The following is a 21696-nucleotide window of genomic DNA, read 5'->3' as shown; positions in this document are numbered from 1 at the left end:
TTATATTAATATAAAATAAGACGATGCGGCGAATAGTTGATTTATTCACCGCAAAAATGCGGCGAATATTTCGTAGAAATGATGTTGGATGCTACGCAAAATTATCTGCAGCCTTTGACCGAAGACCAGTTATTTGGCTGGCATTCGGCTTTGTTTCCGACCGGAAGAAGCGGAATGTATAAAATAGAAGTTGGACGTTACCGAACTGGAGAAATGCAGATTGTCTCGGGCGCGATGGGAAAAGAGAAAATCCATTATGAGGCTGTTGCAGTAGAAGCCGTCAAAAAAGAAATGGATAATTTTCTGGATTGGTTCAACAATGACAGTTCGACAGATTTGGTTTTAAAAGCAGCTATTGCCCATTTCTGGTTTATCATCATCCATCCTTTCGATGACGGAAACGGTCGGATAGGCAGGGCTATTTCAGATTTATTGCTGACCAAAGCAGATAAAAGTCCGGAACGCTTTTACAGTATGTCGAGCCAGATTTTGGTCGAGCGAAAACGCTATTATGAAGTTTTGCAAAAAGTACAGCATAGCAGTGGCGATATCACCGAATGGTTGGACTGGTTCTTACATTGCCTGAAAAATGCTTTGCACGAAACCGAAAAAACACTTGGTAAAGTAGTTTATAAAGCCGAATTCTGGAAACATCACGAACAGACCCTGTTAAACGAAAGACAACGTTTAGTGCTGAACAAACTGTTAGACGGTTTTGAAGGAAAACTAAACTCTTCCAAATGGGCAAAAATCAGCAAATGTTCACCGGACACCGCATTGAGAGATATAAAAGATCTGATGGAAAAAGGAATTTTACGACAAGAATCCGAAGGCGGAAGAAGTACGAATTATGAGTTGGTAGAATTAACAAACCAGAAGTTTTGATCCACTTTTATTATATTTAAATTTGATCAATAAAAATTAAGCTAATATGACCACTAATTCTGAAGAAACTATTCGTTATTCACTCTTTTACCGTAGATTACTAATAATTACCTTAATTATACTTATTACAACATTGGGATTTACCATTCAGCCCTTTTTAATGACCATGGATCAAGATGAAGTTGCCAAGATGTATTGGCTCTCTGCTATTCTAGGATTGGGGGTGCTCATTTTTATCGTATCCAGATATACGTACTACGTATTCCGATGGAAGGCCATATTAAATCCTTCGGGGCTGACGATATATGATGTCCGACGAGGTACATTATCATACCTATGGTCCGATGATGGTATTGGTATTGAGCTATTTAATCTTTCTATGCTAAAGGCAGATTATAGCGTTAAAAACCAAGCTACGTTGCGGACTGATTATGTACTTAGCAAGTGGATAGTCGGTCATCATGCTATTGTTGATTCCAATACCGAATTTGTCCGCAATAGAAAATTTAAGCATATCAAGAATACACAAGCGGAGCTGAACAAGATGATTGATGCTAGCCTGCAGGAATACAGGGACTTTTTGAATATACACCGTGGGAATTGGCTGTATCTAGGGTATCTTTCGACGAATGTCATGACCACAATTGTAGTGGCGTCCGTCTTTGTATCTAGCCTTTATTTTAAGACATGGATCGCTGCAGTGGTATGTATTGTTGTAGCACTGCAGCTCCACTTAGCTACACGATATCTACACTGGTACAGGGGGTGGAAAGCGGAGGGCATCTTTGCCAAAATCTGCCTATCCGTTTTCTGCTTTAGCTTGCTTCTATTTCAAAATGTCCGTACTACGGATGAGCTATTTTTTTGGTTATGGGGATTAGCACTGGGCGCTTTAGGCCTCTTAGTTGGCAAAGTCTTTGTAGCAAGAATTCTCTATGTAGATTTCGAGTTTTTCAGAGGAAAGAAATATCTTGTAGTATTCTTACTATTCACGTTTTTTAGCTCTTCATTCGTTAAGGTCTGCAACATAATAGGCCCTCAGCGTACGCACAAGTGGGAGCAGTCCACAGCTTGCTGTGGTGGTGAAGTAATTCTTCCACTTGTAAACTCACATGTCGTAAATTTTGATGATGGTAAATGGGGGACGCGTTATATGAACATGCATTTGTTTTCACAGGAGCATGCAGATACGACAAGTGCGCGTGTCGAAGTCAAGACATTCGCAGGCAGCTTGGGCGTCGCCTGGATGTATAGCAATTACTATAAAGAAGATGCCTACTATGCCAGATTGATAGAATAAGTGCGTATATATTGTAACTTACAAATCAAAGCATTTATCTATTATTTCAGATTTAGATACTTCTATCTTGTCGGGAAAATGTTGTGGTATTCGAATCCTGTCAACATTAGCCAAGCCAAACCAAGCGGCAAAGGATTCGAAAAATCGACATTCGTAGGCGTAACGAATATACCCTAGCATTCCTCGGTGGTCCGCATTATTTCGTTCCGCCCAGTATTCCGGTCTAAAGGCCTGCACCCATTTATCTGCATAAAATTGCGCATTTATCTTTTCATGCCCATATTTCAGCAATAGGTAGATCGAGAATGCCCATCCCAAGTTTCCCACTTCACCGTTATCTTCTAGTTCATACAAATTTTGCCAATTAAATCGCGACGTGAAGAATGACAGTAGACTCCGTAGTTTTTCACTATTGCGGAGCTGGAGATGCTTTTCGCCTTTCTTGGTCAGGGAGAGCTTATTGTTTCTTTTTTTTATCAACCCTTCATTTAGGAGGTATTCCTTCATCGGCCATATGTATGGGATGTTATCTTCAGTTAGCTTTTTAACGTATTTCATATACTCCCACTCGATCAAGTTCTGCTCGACCAGTGTAGTGCAGATAGCGATTGGAAGGTTTCCTTTTGTCGTTAGTTTTACCTCTTTAGCCTTTGCTATTTCAGACAATAAAAGTTGAGAAAGTTTCAATATGGGTACGTTTGCTAGGTCATCTTCATGCTTCGGTGCAATCCATTTCAGTGGACTGTTTTCTGCAAGGGGGTGCTCCAGTAGTAAGTGCATTTGGTGCGCACTCAGACCGTCAAAGTCTTCGAGTGGAGTGGCGTTTTGCTTCTCCATATATTTTGCCATACGAGCATTAAGCTCGTCGATCGATAATTTACCACTATTTGCCTCCGGATATTCTTTGATAAATCCCTGCCATATTTCCTGTGAAATGCCCATAGCGTAAAATTCGTAATTATTTTTTAAGAATCGTGTATGATTTTATCCATGCTTTCGGTTTCTTTTTTCGAAATACACAGATGTATCAATCTGGAAACTTTCGTTTCCAAGAACAGTTCGATCTCGTTAAGCACCGAAACCTTTATCTTTCCTCGTTCTCATCATAGCGTTGCATGATGCAAATTTGTGTACAACATAATATTAGATGAATGATTATTAGGAAGGACACTTTGTTTTTACGTAGGATCACACAAAAAAAATCCTGAAGCGGGGAGCTTCAGGATTTCTAACCTAACCAATTATTAACCTAAATTATGAATACTATATAAACGGCAGCATCTGGTAGATTATTACAGTACCTCCTATAATTAACGAAAACTTAACATCCTATTGCTGCATTAGTGCTTTCACGATTAATAGCTCACTATTATTCACCCATATGGCCTGCGCATGTTCAGTGAGATGCAATTCGCAATCAACCAATTTATATGCAAAAGGGTAGAGGCGGCGCTCGACCCACGTTTATAGCAATACCGAGTTGTTAAGTAAAATTTATCTATTTTTTTCTCCCACAAAATATACTATTTCCACAACTCTTCTTGTTGCCAGCTTTCTTTCATACCCAGCGCTTTGGGGTCTACATTTGGATACTTTACGAATAATTCCTCTAATTTCTCTCTAAAATGGTTGTAAGGCTGAACAATATTAAGTAAGTATTTCATACAACAGAGGTGTATATATAAAAATTGAAATTCGTGTTCCTTAGGAACCTCCTGTATCCATCTATGAGGTGGGTTGCTAAGAAGCTTAGGCCTACCCGGCAAATTTCTATTCCACAACCTGCTATGATGTGCACAATAATTTCTTATTTGAGCTATTGATTGTAACCAACTTGGGAGATATGTGTGATTAACCGTACCGAACTCTTGCGCTATAGTATTCTTTGAAGATACCGTATTCTTTAGGTTACCATATAGTTTGGATAACGAGCCAAAGCTTGTTTGCTCTAAGGATTTCCAGGCAGGCGGAAACCTACCATCATCTTTATGTTTCTTTTTGTGTTCTTTAATAAACGTGTCTTTTGATCGATCTATTTCTTCTTCTATTGCGGATAATGTCTTCACAAGGTCGGGGGCACTTTGAAAAAAATCAAAATTTTGAAACCACCAAGGATCAATTTCATGTGAAAGGTGATAGATCAATTTGGTACGCAGACTTATTTCAATTTTTTCAATAACATCAAATAGAAGGATCCTTAACTCTCTGTCAAAGCTATATAAAGCAATTACATCGCTGAATTTGCTGTTGGGTTTGAAGGCATGGTTTATTTTGTCTTGTTGCATAGGCCACCAGTAGCCTGCAAGTCGATAGTAGCTAATATGCGAAAGATAATGTTCTACGTTATCGGATTCTCTGATAATCAGTCCTCGATCTGTTAGCTGTTGTATCTGTTGCGTAATAGTAAAGGCTTTTTTGTCGTACATCGACTAAAAATGTTACAATTGATTATAAAGCAAAAGACACGCCCTGGGACGCTGTTCTTATGGGTAGCGTGGCGTGTACTGTTGATACAAATATACGTGCTTATATTTATAAATGCAACTTTTGTGTTTTCAGAATGTAATAGTTGACTTTTAATTATGGCGAATTTGCCCTATTTAAAATTAGCATTGCACACGCTGTTTTGTTTGTGTGTTTCAGATCGCGTCAGGTTGGGGCTTATAGGATATGTCGATAAGACAAAACTCCTGAAGCGGGGAGCTTCGGGAGTTTTAACCTAACCAATTATTAACCTAAATTATGAATACTATATAAACGGCAGCATCTGGCAGAATATTACAACACCTAGCGGAATTAACAAAAGCTTAACGGTTTACTCTACTTTTTAAAAGGCCTCTTGAGTGCCGGCCACAAATGACTTTGCTAAATAGCTGCGCTTTCATATCTTCGACACGAGCTACGCTACTTCGCCAATACGAAAACAATAGCCGTAAGAAAAAAAGACACCGTAAACAAAATACAACTAAATGAATAAAATATTTCTAGCATTGATTTTAAGCTTGTCCTATTGCCTTCAAGGCCGCGTTGCAGGGTTGCATATTAGTGGATACGGTTCAAATGAAAAGGCGAAATATGAAGCACCTAAAATTGAATTCGAAAAAATTAAAGTAAGTGCAGAAGTAAGTGTAAAATACATCCTGAAATAAATTTACGAACGGTCAACAAGGGGTGTTGCCTCAGCCGGGTTGAAGTACGAAACTCAACGGTAGTTTTTCAGTTAAACTTTAGCAGTAATGTTAAATAACATAAAGCCAACCGAAGATTCCGTGTAATATTACCCATCCAATGGATCTATTACGATCCCAGGAGGTGACTACAGCAATGATGGATCCGAGACCTACGCCGGATTGCGTGACAGTCTTAGTGGTGTTGTTGATTACATCTTGTCCAAAGACCACTGTGATCAATGACAATAAAAATATGGTTGTAGCTAGCTTTTTCATATGCATGTTTTACCTTTCTATATGCTCCTTTAATTCTTCTTTATTTATCATCAGCCTGTTCCTCATTACTATCCTTTATTTCTTTTAATACCAAGTTTTTCAGCTCCTCAGTAGGCAATAATAACTGATATTCCGCTATACCTATCGGTTTATTGATATCCTGTAGCGCTATTTCAACATCTAAATGATCTTTGTCTGCACACAAGATTATTCCTATGGATGGGTTTTCGTCGGGCTGTTTTTCTAATTTGTCCAGTAGCCCAAGGTAAAAGTTCATCTTACCGACGTATTCTGGTTTGAACGACCCAATCTTTAGTTCGAGAGCCACTAGACTACGAAGGTTTCTATGGTAGAGTAGGATATCAACAAAATATTCTTTACCGTTATATTCTAGCCGATATTGGTTCCCTATAAAAGTAAAACCACGACCCAGCTCCAGAACAAAATGCTTTATTTTCTCAATCAGCCGCTGTTCGAGTTCTTTTTCCTTCACAGATTGAGTTAATCCTAGGAAACCTAGGTTGTAACTACTTTTTAGCATTTCGTCTGCTTGTTCTGCGAGAACTTCGGGCAAGGCTTCTGAAAAATTATGGGACTTCGGGAGATGTTTTTCATTGTTAAAGGCATCGGCTTTTATGTAATTTAGAAGTATATCTCTCGTCCAGCCAAGCTGAATGGCTTTCTCAGCATAGTACAACGCTTCCTTATCATCCGTGACTTTCTCTATCAATAGTAGGTTATGCCTCCACGGCAAAACTGCAACGCAGCGTTGCAGTTTTGGATCAACATGGCAATAGCGCTCATAGAAGCGTTTCATGTGCCATAGGTTACGGGGTGAAACACCGATATCTGGGAACTTTAACTTGAGATCAGCCGACAACCTTTTTACTACACCGGCACCATGGCCTTTTTCGATTTTCTTTTCACTAAGCAATTTGCCCAGATTCCAATACATACCGATTCCGGCCTCATTCACCTTTCGGGCAATATTTATGCGAGCAGTCTGTATTTCGGTTACTGCAGCTTCGAGTATTTCGGTATATAGCTTTTCGACTTCCATATCGTATTTTTTACGATATAAATATACTAAAAATATTAGTTGCTAAAGTCTTTGTTCGTAAAAAGCTACTACGACTAAATAACATCCTCGTTTCCAAGAACAGTTCGATCTGGTCAAGCACCGAAACCTTTATCTTTTCCTCGTTCTCATCATAGCGTGGCATAACGCAAATTTGTGTGCAACAAAATATTAAATAAATAATTGAGTAGGAAGGACACTTTTTTTACGCATGATCACATAAAAAACTCCTGAAGCGGGGAGCTTCAGGAKTTTCTAACTAACCAATTATTAACCTAAATTATGAATACTCCTATAGGTGTCTGTTTTCTAATACGTTTCATGAATTATTCTTCTTATAATGCATGAAATTTAAATTAGAATTCTTGCAATTTCACGTCTTGTTCTGTATCCTTGTAGGACATAGTTAATAAAAGAGGTCTTGCTATGAATAGAGTGACTGCATTAAAACAACAACTAAAGCCGGGTAAAGTGTATCGTAGAGAAGACTTGATCAGATACTCTAATGCGGTGGATCGACATTTGGCACAATTGGTCGATGAAGGAATACTTGAAAAGGTAGCACAAGGTTTGTATTATTTTCCCAAACAATCTATATTCGGAGCAGTTCCTCCTGAAGATGAGGTATTGGTACGCAGTTTTCTGAAAGATGATCGCTTTTTATTGACTTCACCGAATAGCTATAATGCATTGCGATTGGGAACTACTCAGTTATACAACAAACGTGTGGTATACAATCACAAGCGACATGGAGAGATTGATCTAAACGGAAGAAAATTCTTCTTTCACAAAACTCCTTATTTCCCGAAAAAAGCTACACCCGAATTTCTTTTGGTTGATTTGGTTAATCATCTTGATAGTCTTGCAGAGGATCGGGATATGGTTTTGAAAAATGCTTTCCTCAAGGCTAAAACAATGGACTTCAATAAATTGAAGTATGCCGTACAAGAGTATGGCCATACGAAGACTAAAAAGTTAATAGAACCAGTGCTAGATCAGATGAAATCGGAAGCTTATGTCAACTAGCTATTTGCACGAACATAAGAACTTTCCAGACCTTTCACGTCTCATAGAGCAATGGAAGCTAAGTTTGACTGAGCTTGAGACGAGATTGATGTTTTGTTTGATATTTCAATCGTATTGTTTATTTTTGATCGAAATATCAAACATTTAGAAATGAAGAAACAAGTTGTTTTGCCAAAATATGGTATTCTCTTAGAAAAAATGGGAGAGAATATCAAACTCGCTCGTAAGCGTAGAAAACTCACCGCTGTACAGGTGGCGGAGCGGGCTGGTATTGCTCGTTCTACCTTATATTTGGTTGAAAAGGGAGATGCAGGTGTAGCAATGGGAGCCTATTTTAATGTTTTACGTGTGCTGGGGCTACAAGATGATTTTTCCCGGTTAGCTGCAGATGATGTATTTGGCAGAAAATTACAAGATTTAGCATTATTGTAAGATGGCAAAAGGTAAAATCGATATATAGATCCTATTGCAGCACCAGTTCCTTGACGATTGCAAATCAGCTGCCGCCCAGTCGTAGTTCAATAATTTGTCCTTTTCCACCCATATGACATTAATGCAATCGATATTTCTGGTATTCGATACAAAATTTATTTAATTATCTCCATAGCAGTTCTTACCAAGAGGATATCAGGTTGTTGGTTATTGCATTCCTGCACATCTTCCGAATACATATCAGCTATAAATTCATTAACCTCTTTACAACTTCTAAGATGTTAAATTCACCAAAGCGATCCTTGAAGTCAGTATCTACTTTGGTGTCATAATTTAATACGGAGGTAAGCTAAAATATGTAAAAAATAACGTATTTTTGGACAAATCTAAAGTTGAACTTTAAAAATGGCTAAATCAGAGTTTTTACAACGAGAATTAAAAAGTGAAATACAACGATTGTCTAGTTTGTACGCAGTTATTGTAGTTACCGGACCAAGACAGTCTGGAAAGACGACCCTATGCAGAAATCATTTTTCGACTTACCATTACATCAACCTTGAAAATCCCAGTACCAGAGAGCAAGTGCTTACAGCACCTAAAGCTTTTTTAGAACAACACGCTGATGGGTTAATAGTAGACGAAGCGCAGCATCTTCCAGAATTATTCTCTTACATTCAGGTTATAGTTGATGAAAACGAAGATAGTAACTTCGTACTTACAGGGAGTAGTAATTTCTCTTTAATGCAAGGTATTACCCAATCGTTAGCAGGTAGAGCTGCAATCCTTACTCTACTGCCATTATCTTTGTCAGAGTTAGGAATCCGCGTACAAGAAAAAGGCACAGATACGATACTTTTAAATGGAGGATATCCTGTTGTATGGACAAAAGGTATTCCCGTACAAGATGTTGCTCAAAACTATTATAATACTTATATAGAACGGGATATACGTCAGCTTTTGAATGTAAAAGATATTACCCGATTTCAAACATTTATAAAACTTTGTGCCGGGCGGATCGGTACTGAATTCAATGCGTCCGCTTTATCTAATGAACTTGGTGTTTCGGTGCCCACCATTCAGGAGTGGCTCAGTGTTTTGGAAGCCTCTTATGTTATATTCAGATTACCACCTTTCTTTCGAAATATAGGAAAAAGGTTGGTTAAATCTCCGAAACTGTATTTTTACGATACGGGCTTAGCTTGTTTTCTTTTGGGTATCGAAAATGAGCAACAATTAGCAACGCATCCCTTGCGGGGAGCCATCTTTGAAAATATGGTGGTATTAGAGTTTTTCAAGAACAGGTACAATCAAGGTAAATTACCTCATCTTTATTTTTACAGGGATAAATCGCAACACGAAGTAGATCTCATTGAAGAAAAAGGTACAAAATTGTATGCTTACGAGGTCAAATCGGCAAAAGCATTTACCAAGAACTTTATAAAAAGCTTAGGTTACTTCCGAAGTGTGGTAGGTGATGATGTAGTCTCTACGCAGGTTATCTACGATGGAGAAAATGACATCTACAGTTCGGAAAACGGAATGGTTAATTTTCGAAATATAAAGTTCGAAGATTAAATAGCTAAAATTAATTCTATTGCGGATAAGGTCATTGTCTGACAGTTAAGTAACCAAAAACTAAAAAACTCCTGAAGCGGGGAGCTTCAAGAGTTTCTAACTAACCAATTATTAACCTAAATTATGAACTATATAAACGGCATCAGCTGCCAGAATATTACAGCACCTGCCGGAATTAACAAAAGCTTAATATTTTTTTTCCCGATCAAGTTTTTTTATCTTAGCTAATAGCTAAATATATGCTTACTTATGAAAGAAACAAATCGAGCGGTGTTGCCAATTGGCGATGAAATATACGACCTTTATGACTCCAGAGAAGAAATACAGCAACAGGTGGCCTTATTTAATGAACAACTGGCTGATGGCTATATTGATGAAGCATTAAAAACCTTCGCTGAGGTATATCCCACGATCATTTACCGCTACTATGCATTCATGAAAGGGGAGAAGCCCAACAACGGCGATTGGATGAGTACGCAGGTAGATCTGTTAGTCCGTCCACTAAATAATTTGTTTTCCGCGGATAGCTTTTCCACCGAACAGAAAGAATTATTATATCAGTCGCTCAAACAAACCTTTAACCGAGATTTGATTTCAACTCAGAATATTTGGTCTATTGCTGGTGCGGCATTTCTTTTTATCGATCTCTGTGTCGATCTAGAGAAAGATATTGAGATAAATGAGCTAATGGACGAGTTACATCATATTGACCTTCGGATTGGTCCAACAAACCTCGTTGAATCTTTTTATTACATCATAGCCAAGTTCAGAACGCTCGAAGAGGCTATACAGTTTGCCAAGGAAAATCTGCATCGAGATCGTTGTTTAGCAATAAGTGTGAGTCACAGTTTAATGAGTGACAACGGAGAGCAATATGTCGAAACTGTAAGGGAGCTTTTGCTGCCCAAGCTCCAGGATGATTATCACGGTGCCCAAGAGAAGTATCAAGTAATGGAGGCAGTAACCTCACTGCTTGAAATCGATAAGACTAATGCCGCAGTATTACGGAATTTTCTAGTCCGGATGTTTAAAGAACATTGCGAATTGATGGAGAGAAGGCAGTACCAACTGATAAAAGACAATTCAACCACCCAAGAATGGGAAGATCTGTTTCCTAAGTTAGAAAAATGGGCTATTGCATTTAAGAAAAAGAATAAAGTAAACCTTGTTAAAGAATTATACGCTGTTTGTAATTAGGATTCAAGGTAGATCAAACGTTACGATCAATGAGGTGCCGAACACTCTGTGTCTCGTCGAGCTTTTTTTTCTCGGGCTTGAGCGTAGTATTCTTTTCGCAACCAATATAATGCAAATTGAAACATTAACAAGGGGGAAAGAAGGAAAATTATTACCCCAACTACCCTTACAGGAAAAGGCAAGACTTTTGATCTTTCCAAACTTGATAGTGTTGCGAGGTGCGCGTCCGTTCCTCTGGCTGTAACCACAGCTAGCACAACAATTGAGATGGCTGCCAAGATAGTCAATATCAGATACGAGGTGCGAAAAAACTTTTTCGGCCGTATACTTAACGACGAGAAGAGTTGGGTATTCACTGTTTTCACAGTACGCATGTATATATCGGATGGATCAAACCGGCGCGAGTTTGTAGTCCTCTTACCGTAGTCCTTCGAAGATATATCGCTAGAGGATATTTCAGTTTCTTCTTTATACACATGTGATACCAAGTTAAACTCCCTAAAAGAGGAAAGCTCTTTTTCTTTAAGCAGACCCTGTAGATCTTTTGGGATGTGTTTACTGTCATTAACATCAAGACAATACAGTTCCCCCATTCCTCTTAAACTTATATGTCTTTTGAATAGGAAAGGTATATCGGGCTTGATAGCCACAGAGGTGGTTAACTTCGCAGGAGAAACTGAAAGGATAGATGCGTTTACGTTAAATTTTATACTTAGGATTTTCTCGTGTCCTTTCGCTGTCTGCTTCGGTATCGCCGGCGCATCAAGCTCCCAGTGTGTATTTTGCCAAGGCTCTGCGGTGTACGTGCCCGAATCACTCTCCCATCTAACCATTGATTCGTTTATTTCACATTTGTTGTTCAGCCATGGTATATAGATCGATAAAGACAAGTTGTTTGCTTTGATGGCCTCTGATGATATTGTCACTGAGAAGAGGACGATATAACCGTTATCATATGACTCCTGGATCAAGATATTAAATGTATCCACATGGGTCAATTGATTTTTGTCCGTAAATAGGTAGTAAGAGTTATGTTTTGCTTTCATAGAATGTAGGTTCACCTAACGAATAGGTCAAAAGCCTAATTTACGGATAAAACGGTACCGTTCCAAACCGTAACGCAAATAACTGCGACAGCCGGTAATAAACAATGTGAGAAATATTATACCAAGGCTATACGAGATAATCTTGTCATAAACMGGTTCTACGTCATAAAAAACTCCTGAAGCGGGGAGCTTCAGGAGTTTCTAACTAACCAATTATTAACCTAAATTATGAATACTATATAAACGGCAGCATCTGTCCGAATATTACAGCATCTGCCGGAATTAACAAAAGCTTAACAAATGCACAGGTTAACCATAACCAATATCCATTTTAGCCGAAGCAGTCCATAGTATTCGACACAGAAAACGTGTTGATGAAGAAGAATAATGTGCTTTCGTCTAAGCTTTGTGAGTACTTTTTACGTCGTCACCCGTGGCTAGTTCTATCACGTAGTCGATAAATTTGTCAAAGGACTTTTTATTCATGATATCAAGTTTTGAAGGACACAGATCGATTCGGTACTTTATACGCTCCCGTACACGTTGTTCGTCAAAGTTAGAAAGGATTACCACATATTTGTTAGACAGATCGAGATCTGCAAGAATATTGTTTACCGAGAAATCGTCCCCACCACTGCTAAGGAGCAAGATTTCTGCATTTGATGCCGTCTCTTTTAGGCTGTCTTTTTTAATAAGCTCTAATCGGGAATTCTTTTCGATCAGCTCTGTAAATAGGTCTGTATCCCAGAAATACAGCTGCCATAGGCACACGGGATAGGTTTCTTTTTTTTGTAATGCTATACGAGTAACTTTCTCTGGCTTGTTATTCGAACCTTTAGCATAGATTACATCCTTATTGTCGGAAAATTCAGAAGATAGATTAATGATCATTTTCGCTATGGAACCGCCCGTATGCAAACTGTTGCCGTTTAAAGGAGTTTTGTAACTGGAATTTGTGTCATCCTTTTTTTTGTCTTTCGGTTTCGTAGTCGTTTCATCGCCAAATAACTGCTGTGCCAATTGTTTAAGCTTATCGATAATTTTTTCCATAATAGAAAGTAATAACTCGGTTAATCGACAAGTTAATAATTTCAAATCTAAAATACAATTTGCGACTTCAAAAATCATAAACAATCACCGCGATATCCTTTTCGCTTAGACAGGATTGTATTTACGGCTCAATCTGATCCCATGAACCACCAGCAAGACCACATCCTATACGAAGCATATGTACAGATGCATTATGGTGCACATCAAATTCCGCCACTTTTTCCAGCCGCGGCTTTCTATTTGAAAAGTCAACACACTTTTAGTCCAGCCATTTTCTGCGGTCTTACGTATGTAAAATAATCTATCGTCAGCAGATTTGATCTTGTCCAGTATGATGGTATGATGTGTCCAAGGTATTAGTGCAACCACTGGTAGCAAAATTGGATGATTAACTTGTGCAAGTGCGCCTTGCGAAATTTATGCTATTGATTATCTGTTCTTTGTAATTTTGCAACCGCCGGTTGCACAATTGCTTTTTCAGATTTTGAAACGTCTTCATGCAAAAAATCAGGATGTTCTCTGTTTCCATTGTCCTGATATTAAAATTTAGTTATGCCACGTCCATAAGATATGCCTCCACCGCAAAACTGTGACACTGCGTCGCAGTTTTGGACCACCATGGGAATAGTACTCGCCAAACACCATTGGTATATATTTAGCATGTTCTCCATGTCCTAAAGTGCCAATTTGGCTCCTTAAGATTTCATGCGCTTCCTTAGATAACTCAAACATGAAATCATGAGGAAAGCGATCTATATTCCTTCGTACTTGTCGTTTTAGTTGTTTGGTTTCCACGCCGTACAACTCCGCCAAATCTCGGTCGCGTCCCTTCAACCAATCAATTCTTTCCCTTTCCTCCAACTTTAAATCCCACAATACTTTTTACTTTTTTCGGAGCAGGGCTATCCTGTTTATCCTGCAACCGGTCGATGTATTCGAAGAGCAGTTCGATGTTCTGATCGTGGCCTTTTTGTTTCTTAGCGATCTGTTCTACGGTATATTTCATCTCGGCGATTTCCAGTTTCATTTCTGTATTGATATACAGTATGTCCCTCAGCTTCACAAATAAATCAATAATGCGGATGCTCATCGTGATAGCTTTTTCACTCTTTAATACATTTGAAAGCATCAGTACACCGTGTTCGGTAAAAGCAAAAGGTAGATACTTTGAGTAACGCCCCTGTTCTAAGGTCGCATTTTGCGATCTTAGAATTACATCATATTCTTCTTTCGTCAACTCGAACATAAAATGTTCGGGAAATCGGATGATATTCCTTCTAACTTGCTCTTTGAGCCTGCGCGTTTCTACATCATATAATTCAGCGAGGTCACTGTCCAGCATTACCTTTTGCCCTCTGAACTCATATATCTTATTCACGAGAACATCATCGGTTATGCTCTTTGGTGTAATAGATGTTTTATTCTTACTCATAATTCCCCGTATTTATAATTCGTTATTAGCGGTCACACATTTTAAACTTAATGCATGAATATTAAATTTTTTACAATATAAATATACGAGTGCATGCACAATTGGCAGATCCGCAGCTTCCCAGGTGTAATTTAATAGCTCAGTATTATCCACCTATCGGCATGCGCAAGTTCGCTCGCGTGTGGTTTTCCAGTGACGAATATACATTAAGATGGCGGGAATTATCTATTTTATATGGTTGTTATAGAAACAATAATAGTACTAAAATATTTTGAAGTTTGGATGAATGTTGTATTTTTATCCGCAGATAGTGTATGGAAATTTGATTTCTTAACACAAGGTTAACCAATTATTGATGTTAAGTTCACCTAACCAGAGGTACTTTGCATGAGAATGTTGAAACCTTAGGCAACTATGAATACAATCCTTAACGATGAATGATATAGATACAGTTCTTGAACAATGTAAGACAACTTCATTTGAAAAATTTTACAGTGCAAATTTTTTAAAAATTAAATTGTCACTGTTATTTCTAGGCGTAGACGAGGAATCGGCAAAGGATTTAGCACAAGAGTCTTTTGCAAGGCTGTGGGTAAACTGGGATACCATAGAGAACGACATGGCCCGAAAAAAATTTGCGCGCGTCGTATCTAAAAACCTCTGGATTGATAAATACCGTAAGCTAAAAAAGGAAGAGGAGTTTGTTACGGCCGCGTCGCGTGATATCGACTTGTTTGAACACGATGTGTTTTACAAGGATTTACTGGAAGCGACCAATAAAGCCCTGTGGAAGTACGACTCGGTAAAAAAGGAGATGTATCGCGAAATAAAGGTAAACGGAGCTTCGTATAAGGAGGTCTGTGAGAAGTTTGAAGTCAATATTAAAACGCTCGAGCGGTACATGACTGAGATGTCTAAATCGGTGAAAGAATTCTTGAAAAAGCACTATCCGCACATGTCTTTATTGGCATTTTTATTAAAATTTTAAAATATGTTGAGGGGTTTATTCTTCTGTTTCGTTTAGAGGTGTAGAATGGAGAAAAACCAACACATAGAACATATCGTTGCCGATTTCTTGCACGGCAGATTATCGGCTAAACATCGAAGAAAATTCTTGACGCTGGTCAAGGAATTAAAGGATATAGATAAGCTTTCGGCTATACACAGCACTATATTCGCGCAGATCGATGCGCTTTCCGAATCGGAGCTGAACCAGTTCCAAACCTTACTGAAAAATGAAGATCAGCCTACGCGAGATGCGCTGAAGTTGCATCAATTGTGGAAATTTGCGGCAGCGGCGGCTGTTGTACTTTGTCTTGGTCTGTACGCCACCTTTAACAACACAGGTAAACAAAAGCCAGACGATCATGCGTATTATACAAATGGTACTGCAAAAAATTACGAGCTTCCCGACGGTACGCATGTGGAGCTCGATGCCAATAGCCAAATAGAAATCGAGGAGTTTAATGAAATATCCCGTACGGTAAGGCTAAAGGGTACAGCGACATTTGTAGTTAAACCGGGTACTGCTCCCTTTACGGTACATACTGAAAATGGTTATTTTACCCGGGTGCTAGGTACAAAGTTCAAAGTAGCAGAGGCCGTCGGCCAATTTGCCGTACAGGTGGAACGAGGTAAGGTATCTGTCGGGAAAGGAGAAGAAACCATTGCTGTCCTGATGAAAGGAGATGCCATTAAGATTGATGACCAAATCGAGCTTTTCTCCCATAAAGAGAATCCACTTGTCTTTGATAATACGAACCTTGGTGACGTAATTACAGCCGTAAACCGAGCCTACGATGCCCAAATCCAACTCGGGACAAGCGTAGATAAAAACCTAAAATGTAAAGCCACCTTCGAAAAAGATCTATCGGTCACAGACATTGTCGACGTGTTGTGTGAGTTGTATGGGTATTCTTATACTATTGAAGGCGATCGAATAATTATCAGATCAAAATAGTAATCTAAACATCTAAATGAGACTAAAAGTAATTGCAACTGCACTAGCATGTTGTGCCTTTATGAGTTTTTGTGGCACGCCACAAGCCCGAGGGCAAGACGTGAGCCAACTACGGGTTCATGTAAACAGCAACACCGAATCCTTAGCGACTATTATCAAACGCATGGAGCAAACTTCGGCATACAAATTTGCTTACAATCCGGACATTCTTTCCGATGTCTATGTAAAGAAACAGTACGACAATGCCCCCTTAACAGCGTTGCTCCGCGATATGGGTTTTAAGGCATCGGAAAAAGGGGGAAGTATTGTAATCGCGAAGAATACGACGCAACAAACCCAGCAAAAGAAGATCGTCGGAACCATTATCGATCAGCAAGGACAGCGGATGATGGGCGTGAATATTGTTGTAAAAGGAGCGACGATGTCAACCGTTTCGGACGATAACGGTAACTTTATTATCGATGCCCATGAAAATGATGTATTAGTTATCAGCTTGGTGGGCTATCAGACCATAGAGTTACCGGTAGGTAAGAGGACTAACCTAGATGTGGTGTTGCCTGAACAGCAGGATCAGATTGATGAAGTGGTTGTCGTGGGATATGGAACCCAGCGACGAGCAAGTGTGATCGGGGCGATCTCTACAATTGATCCCCAGGTATTGCAGTCCAATCAAACGCGTTCGATTTCCAACAGTTTGGCTGGACAGGTCTCCGGTGTTATCGCTGTACAGCGCAGTGGAGAGCCTGGTTACGATAATTCGGATTTTTGGATACGGGGTATCAATACCTTTGGCGCCAACGCAACACCGTTGGTGCTCGTGGATGGCGTGGAACGAAGCTTAAACAACATCTCACCAGAGGAAATCGAATCCTTTTCTATCTTAAAGGATGCGACGGCCACAGCCGTATATGGTGTAAGAGGTGGCAACGGGGTTATTTTAATCCAGACCAAACGCGGAAAACAGGGGCAACCTCGTCTTACGGTAAAGGCAGACTATGGGCTTTCAACGCCGACACAGCTCCCGCAATTTGTGGATGCGACAAAGTATATGGAAACCGTAAACATCGCGAATGAACTATCCGGTATGGGCCCCCTGTACACCACCGAAGCGATTGAGCGTACACGGATCGGCTACGACCCGGATTTATACCCTAACGTAAACTGGATCGAAGCCGTGACCACACCTTTCTCGTCTAACGGTCGAATAAGTCTGGATGTGAACGGTGGAACAGAACGGTTAAAATATAGTCTGGTTGCTGCATATTTCGACGAAGATGGTATGATTGTAACAGATAAAAACCAAAACTACGATTCCAGATTAAGCCTTCAGAAATATAATCTGCGAAGTAATGTAGATCTAAACCTTACCAAATCGACAACTATTGCCGTAGGAATCGGCGGTTTTATTACGGAACGACAGGCGCCCGGAATTGGTATTAGCACTATTCTGAATAGGGCAATGGATACGCCGCCCAATTACCATCCAATCGTGTATTCGAATGGAGAGATTCCCAAAGTAGCCGCTCGTCACAATCCGTGGGCCAATGCGACGCAAACTGGTTTTCAACGTCAATTCGATAGTAACCTCGAAACATCGCTGAACGTGATTCAGGATTTTGGACTGCTTGTACCCGTACTGGATGGTTTAAAAGGGAGCGTGCTGGCTTCCTTTGATTCCTTCAATACCCATGCACAAAACCGGACAAAAACGCCACGAACCTTTTTTGCGAACAGCCGGAATGCCGAAGGCGAACTCGTCACTTCGCTAGTGGATCAGGGACAAGAGTTTTTGAATTATTCGCGCGAATCCAGTGGAAACCGAACCATTTATCTCGAAAGCCGTTTAAATTATAACAAGACTTTCAACAGCGTACACCATCTGGATGGTTTATTTCTTTTTAATCTGCGTGATTATGTCGATCAAAAATCTCCAAATTCGATCGGTGCACTGCCGTATCGAAATACGGGTGTCGCCGCACGGTCGGCTTATAGCTTCGCAGATCGCTATTTTGCCGAATTTAACTTCGGCTATAACGGTTCTGAAAATTTTCAGAAGGGATACCAGTTTGGTTTCTTTCCCTCCGTGGCTATAGGTTGGATGCCTTCGAACGAACCATTTTTTGACGGCATCCGCGAAACCATCTCCAAGCTAAAAATCAGGGGATCCTGGGGGCTGGTCGGAAACGATCAACTGACGAGGAGAGATGCGAGTGACATCCGACGGTTTGCTTATTTAGCAACAATTGATCCTGCGGGCGGTTACGGGTTTGGCTATACCCATAATTTTAACTTCGGTACCAGTTGGCGAGAGGGCGACTTTGGCGTTAACGACCTAACTTGGGAAACCGCAGAAAAGATGAATCTAGGTATGGAGCTGGGGCTATGGAACAACGCGATCCATATTCAGGCAGATTTTTTTAAGGAAAACCGGAGGGACATCTTTATGCAACGAAAAACCATTCCAGAGACCGCAGGGTTCAACAAGGCGCCATGGGCAAATTTTGGCCGCGTGACCAATCGCGGGATGGAAGTAGAGATGCTCGTAAACCATCGCTTTTCTGAAGATTTGTTTATTGCAGCGCGCGGTAATTTTACCTACGCACGCAATATAGTTACCGAATTTGACGAACCCGAAAATTTAAAGAATTCGACACGGGCACGCACAGGGCAGCCTATCCATCAGCACTTTGGCTTAATAGCGACAGGCTTGTATTCGTATGCAGATTTTGAAGATGAGTCCAAAGGAATATTACGCGATCGTCTGGCAACACCAATGTTTGGACCCATCCGGGCGGGAGATGTACGCTACCAAGATGTGAATGGAGACGGTGTGGTAGACAGCTACGATATCGCACCAATCGGAAAACCGCATGTACCGCAGGTGATCTTTGGTTTCGGACTCAATACACGGTACAAAAATGTGGATGTAGGCTTATTGTTCCAAGGTGCAACTGATTTCACCAACATGATGCAAGGTCCCACATTGGTTCCGGGTAGCGGTGGTGGCGGAACGGGTAATATTTACGCTAATGTGGACGATCGTTGGACACCCGAAAACCCGTCCAGCAATGTCATCTGGCCTAGACTCTCCAATATCGAAAGCGCAAATAACATGCTTTATTCGAGTTGGTGGCTAGTCAATGCGTCGTACCTGCGTCTGAAGAATATGGAGATTGGCTATACGCTAAGCAAGCGCACACAGGAACGAATCCTGATGAAAAATGCACGGGTGTTCGTACGCGGGAGTAACCTCTTAACCTTCTCGCATTTCAAGATGTGGGATCCGGAAATTGGCTCACAGAATGGATTAAAGTATCCGCTGCAACGCATTGTTTCTGGTGGTATCGAAATAACGTTTTAATAATAGTAAACCATGAAAATAATAATATATATAATAATGGCAGCGTCGCTTCTCGCGTTGGTATCTTGTTCGAAGTTTCTCGATAAGATGCCCGATGATGCACTGACCTTAGAGATGGTATTCGACGATCGGCAACGTACGGAAGAGTGGCTGGCAGGCATATACAATAAAGTTCCGGATCCCTTGATGGACTACACCCGACAATGGGGATGTACTTTTATGTCTGATGATGCGCAGATTGCAATTGCCATGGGGCAATTCAACGAATATTGGGAATGGATTGTCGCAAACATACAAGGTGGTGTAAATCCGACCTTGAGACCACCGATAGATATTTGGGCAAATGCTTACAAAGATGTGCGTTCAGCGTACTTGTTTATGGAACTGGCCAAACCGATCGAAAATCAGGGACAGACGGCGGCCATGGTACAGCAAATGAAAATGGAAGCACGTTTTCTTGTGGCCTTTTACTACCATAAAATGTTCGAAATATACGGTGCATTTCCGCTGATAACTTCGCTAGCCGATGTGGACGCTGCCCCCGAAGCATTAATGATACCACGTACACCGGTCGACAATATTGTAAGCTGGTTGGACAACGAGTATAGGGCGTTAGCTGAATTTTTTCCGGCCGTATATCCCAATGCAGATCAGATGTTTGGTCGACCTAATAAAGGAATCTGTATGGCGTTGCGCGCACGTCTGCTACTCTATGCTGCCAGTCCGCTATACAATGGCAACGAAGATTACGCCGATGTTAAAAATCCCGATGGAACCGTATTATTCCCTCAGGTGTATGATGAGACGAAATGGAACAATGCGACGAGTGCTACCCGAGATTTTTTGGATTTAGCCGAAGAGGGACACTACAGCTTGTATACGGAAACCTTTCCTAACGGAAGAATAGATCCCTTTTTATCATTTCAAAATCTGTTTTTAAAGGCCGGCAACGTTAATAAGGAGATTGTTTTTGGCCGCTCGGGCAGCAACAGAAATTGGTACAATTCGATTGGAAATCCACGAGGATTTGTCGGCGGATCAGGGTACTACGGTTCTACACAGAATCTGGTAGACGCTTTTTTTATGAAAAATGGACTATCACCGATCACCGGTTATCAGGCCAACGGCGAGCCGATGATCAATCCATCTTCGGGCTATACCGAGACCGGATTCAGTACAGAGGCCACCATTTATCCCAATACGAAGTACAACCTAGGTGGAAGTACACGCACAGACGGCTTGGTGTCTGATGCGGGCACCTACAACATGTACGTGAATAGGGAACCTCGATTTTATGTAACCTTGTGGCACGATAACCAATGGATACCTAGGGCAGCCCGGAAAACGCAATTCAAAAGCGGCGGATTAGACGGTGGCCCGACACACGATTCGCCACAGAGTGGGTACCTTACCCGAAAAGGCGTGAATCCAGAAGCGGACCCGCGCAATAACAGCGTGCCTTACCAGCCGGCTATCTTATTACGGTTAGGAGAGTTTTACCTCAATTATGCAGAGGCATTGAATGAATCCAATCCCGGGCATCCGGATATCTTAAGGTATGTAAATCTGATCCGTGAACGAGCGGGTATTCCAACCTATGGTCCAGGCGTGGATCAGATTAGCGTACAGACGGATAGGGAAACGATGCGAGAGATAATCCGTAAAGAAAAGCGCGTAGAATTTGCCATCGAAGGCGATGTACGCTATAATGACATCCGCAGGTGGAAAATTGCGGAAGACATTTTCAAAACGCCAATATACGGTATGAACCGCGCATCCAGTACAAACAGTTTCTATCAGCGTACACCATACATGACTAGAGCTTTTTCAAAACGAAACTACTTATGGCCGATTTATCAAAACTATATGGATAACAACATTAATCTCGTACAAAATAAATATTGGTAA

The 21696-nt window shown here is 40.5% G+C and carries 20 protein-coding genes; 11 read left to right on the top strand and 9 right to left on the bottom strand.

Going from position 1 to position 21696, the window contains the following annotated elements; genetic code table 11:
- Positions 1–78 precede the first annotated feature (78 nt).
- Positions 79–885 (top strand): Fic family protein, encoded by an 807-nt coding sequence (locus tag C4F40_RS05995; RefSeq protein ID WP_196938444.1) that lies wholly within the window; start codon positions 79–81, stop codon positions 883–885.
- Positions 886–931: 46 nt separating this feature from the next.
- Positions 932–2185 (top strand): hypothetical protein, encoded by a 1254-nt coding sequence (locus tag C4F40_RS05990; protein WP_196938443.1) that lies wholly within the window; start codon positions 932–934, stop codon positions 2183–2185.
- Positions 2186–2203: 18 nt separating this feature from the next.
- Here C4F40_RS05990 and C4F40_RS05985 read toward each other — a convergent pair whose 3' ends face one another.
- Positions 2204–3127, bottom strand: a complete 924-nt coding sequence (locus C4F40_RS05985) for a hypothetical protein (RefSeq protein ID WP_196938442.1) — start codon at positions 3125–3127, stop codon at positions 2204–2206.
- Between the two features lie 581 nt (positions 3128–3708).
- Positions 3709–4611 (bottom strand): Abi family protein, encoded by a 903-nt coding sequence (locus C4F40_RS05980; RefSeq protein ID WP_196938441.1) that lies wholly within the window; start codon positions 4609–4611, stop codon positions 3709–3711.
- A 543-nt stretch (positions 4612–5154) separates the two neighbouring features.
- On the opposite strand from C4F40_RS05980, the gene C4F40_RS05975 reads away from it, so the two are divergent.
- Positions 5155–5334, top strand: coding sequence for a hypothetical protein (locus C4F40_RS05975; protein WP_196938440.1), 180 nt, complete (start codon positions 5155–5157; stop codon positions 5332–5334).
- Between the two features lie 90 nt (positions 5335–5424).
- On the opposite strand, the gene C4F40_RS05970 is transcribed toward C4F40_RS05975, so the two are convergent.
- Entirely contained in the window at positions 5425–5631 is a 207-nt protein-coding gene (locus C4F40_RS05970; protein ID WP_196938439.1) for a hypothetical protein, read from the bottom strand.
- Between the two features lie 40 nt (positions 5632–5671).
- Positions 5672–6691: a PDDEXK nuclease domain-containing protein gene (locus tag C4F40_RS05965; protein WP_196938438.1), complete on the bottom strand. Its 1020-nt coding sequence runs from the start codon at positions 6689–6691 to the stop codon at positions 5672–5674.
- A gap of 444 nt (positions 6692–7135) precedes the next feature.
- Between C4F40_RS05965 and C4F40_RS05960 the strand changes: the two genes are divergently transcribed.
- The 4 genes from C4F40_RS05960 (at position 7136) to C4F40_RS05945 (ending at position 10939) form a co-directional block, all read left to right on the top strand.
- A complete protein-coding gene (locus C4F40_RS05960; protein WP_196938437.1) occupies positions 7136–7735 on the top strand; it encodes a DUF6088 family protein in 600 nt (199 codons plus the stop codon).
- A gap of 150 nt (positions 7736–7885) precedes the next feature.
- A complete protein-coding gene (locus C4F40_RS05955; RefSeq protein WP_196938436.1) occupies positions 7886–8167 on the top strand; it encodes a helix-turn-helix transcriptional regulator in 282 nt (93 codons plus the stop codon).
- Positions 8168–8572: 405 nt separating this feature from the next.
- Complete coding sequence (locus tag C4F40_RS05950; RefSeq protein ID WP_196938435.1) at positions 8573–9742, top strand: ATP-binding protein; 1170 nt, start codon at positions 8573–8575, stop codon at positions 9740–9742.
- 249 nt (positions 9743–9991) lie between these two features.
- Complete coding sequence (locus tag C4F40_RS05945; RefSeq protein ID WP_196938434.1) at positions 9992–10939, top strand: hypothetical protein; 948 nt, start codon at positions 9992–9994, stop codon at positions 10937–10939.
- Between the two features lie 26 nt (positions 10940–10965).
- Here C4F40_RS05945 and C4F40_RS05940 read toward each other — a convergent pair whose 3' ends face one another.
- The 5 genes from C4F40_RS05940 to C4F40_RS05920 all read right to left on the bottom strand — a co-directional run bounded on the left by C4F40_RS05940 (position 10966) and on the right by C4F40_RS05920 (position 14467).
- Entirely contained in the window at positions 10966–11985 is a 1020-nt protein-coding gene (locus C4F40_RS05940) for a hypothetical protein (RefSeq protein WP_196938433.1), read from the bottom strand.
- A 399-nt stretch (positions 11986–12384) separates the two neighbouring features.
- Complete coding sequence (locus C4F40_RS05935; protein ID WP_196938432.1) at positions 12385–13035, bottom strand: hypothetical protein; 651 nt, start codon at positions 13033–13035, stop codon at positions 12385–12387.
- 165 nt (positions 13036–13200) lie between these two features.
- On the bottom strand, positions 13201–13413 hold the full coding sequence (locus C4F40_RS21740; RefSeq protein ID WP_390881609.1) for a DUF1016 N-terminal domain-containing protein: 213 nt from the start codon (positions 13411–13413) through the stop codon (positions 13201–13203).
- A 168-nt stretch (positions 13414–13581) separates the two neighbouring features.
- Positions 13582–13848 (bottom strand): ORF6N domain-containing protein, encoded by a 267-nt coding sequence (locus tag C4F40_RS05925; RefSeq protein ID WP_262894817.1) that lies wholly within the window; start codon positions 13846–13848, stop codon positions 13582–13584.
- Positions 13849–13873: 25 nt separating this feature from the next.
- Positions 13874–14467, bottom strand: a complete 594-nt coding sequence (locus C4F40_RS05920) for an ORF6N domain-containing protein (RefSeq protein WP_196938430.1) — start codon at positions 14465–14467, stop codon at positions 13874–13876.
- A 433-nt stretch (positions 14468–14900) separates the two neighbouring features.
- Here C4F40_RS05920 and C4F40_RS05915 point away from each other — a divergent pair, with 433 nt between their 5' ends.
- Genes C4F40_RS05915 through C4F40_RS05900 form a run of 4 tightly spaced genes read left to right on the top strand, consistent with a single transcriptional unit; the run spans position 14901 to position 21696 of the window.
- Positions 14901–15455: an RNA polymerase sigma factor gene (locus tag C4F40_RS05915; RefSeq protein ID WP_196938429.1), complete on the top strand. Its 555-nt coding sequence runs from the start codon at positions 14901–14903 to the stop codon at positions 15453–15455.
- Positions 15456–15500: 45 nt separating this feature from the next.
- On the top strand, positions 15501–16427 hold the full coding sequence (locus C4F40_RS05910) for a FecR family protein (protein WP_196938428.1): 927 nt from the start codon (positions 15501–15503) through the stop codon (positions 16425–16427).
- 16 nt (positions 16428–16443) lie between these two features.
- Positions 16444–19788: a SusC/RagA family TonB-linked outer membrane protein gene (locus tag C4F40_RS05905; protein ID WP_196938427.1), complete on the top strand. Its 3345-nt coding sequence runs from the start codon at positions 16444–16446 to the stop codon at positions 19786–19788.
- A 12-nt stretch (positions 19789–19800) separates the two neighbouring features.
- On the top strand, positions 19801–21696 hold the full coding sequence (locus tag C4F40_RS05900; RefSeq protein WP_196938426.1) for a RagB/SusD family nutrient uptake outer membrane protein: 1896 nt from the start codon (positions 19801–19803) through the stop codon (positions 21694–21696).

The organism is Sphingobacterium pedocola (assembly GCF_015209965.1).
Classification (GTDB): domain Bacteria; phylum Bacteroidota; class Bacteroidia; order Sphingobacteriales; family Sphingobacteriaceae; genus Sphingobacterium; species Sphingobacterium pedocola.
Note: the sequence above shows the minus strand (reverse complement) of the source record. Positions and strands in the feature narration are given on the sequence as shown.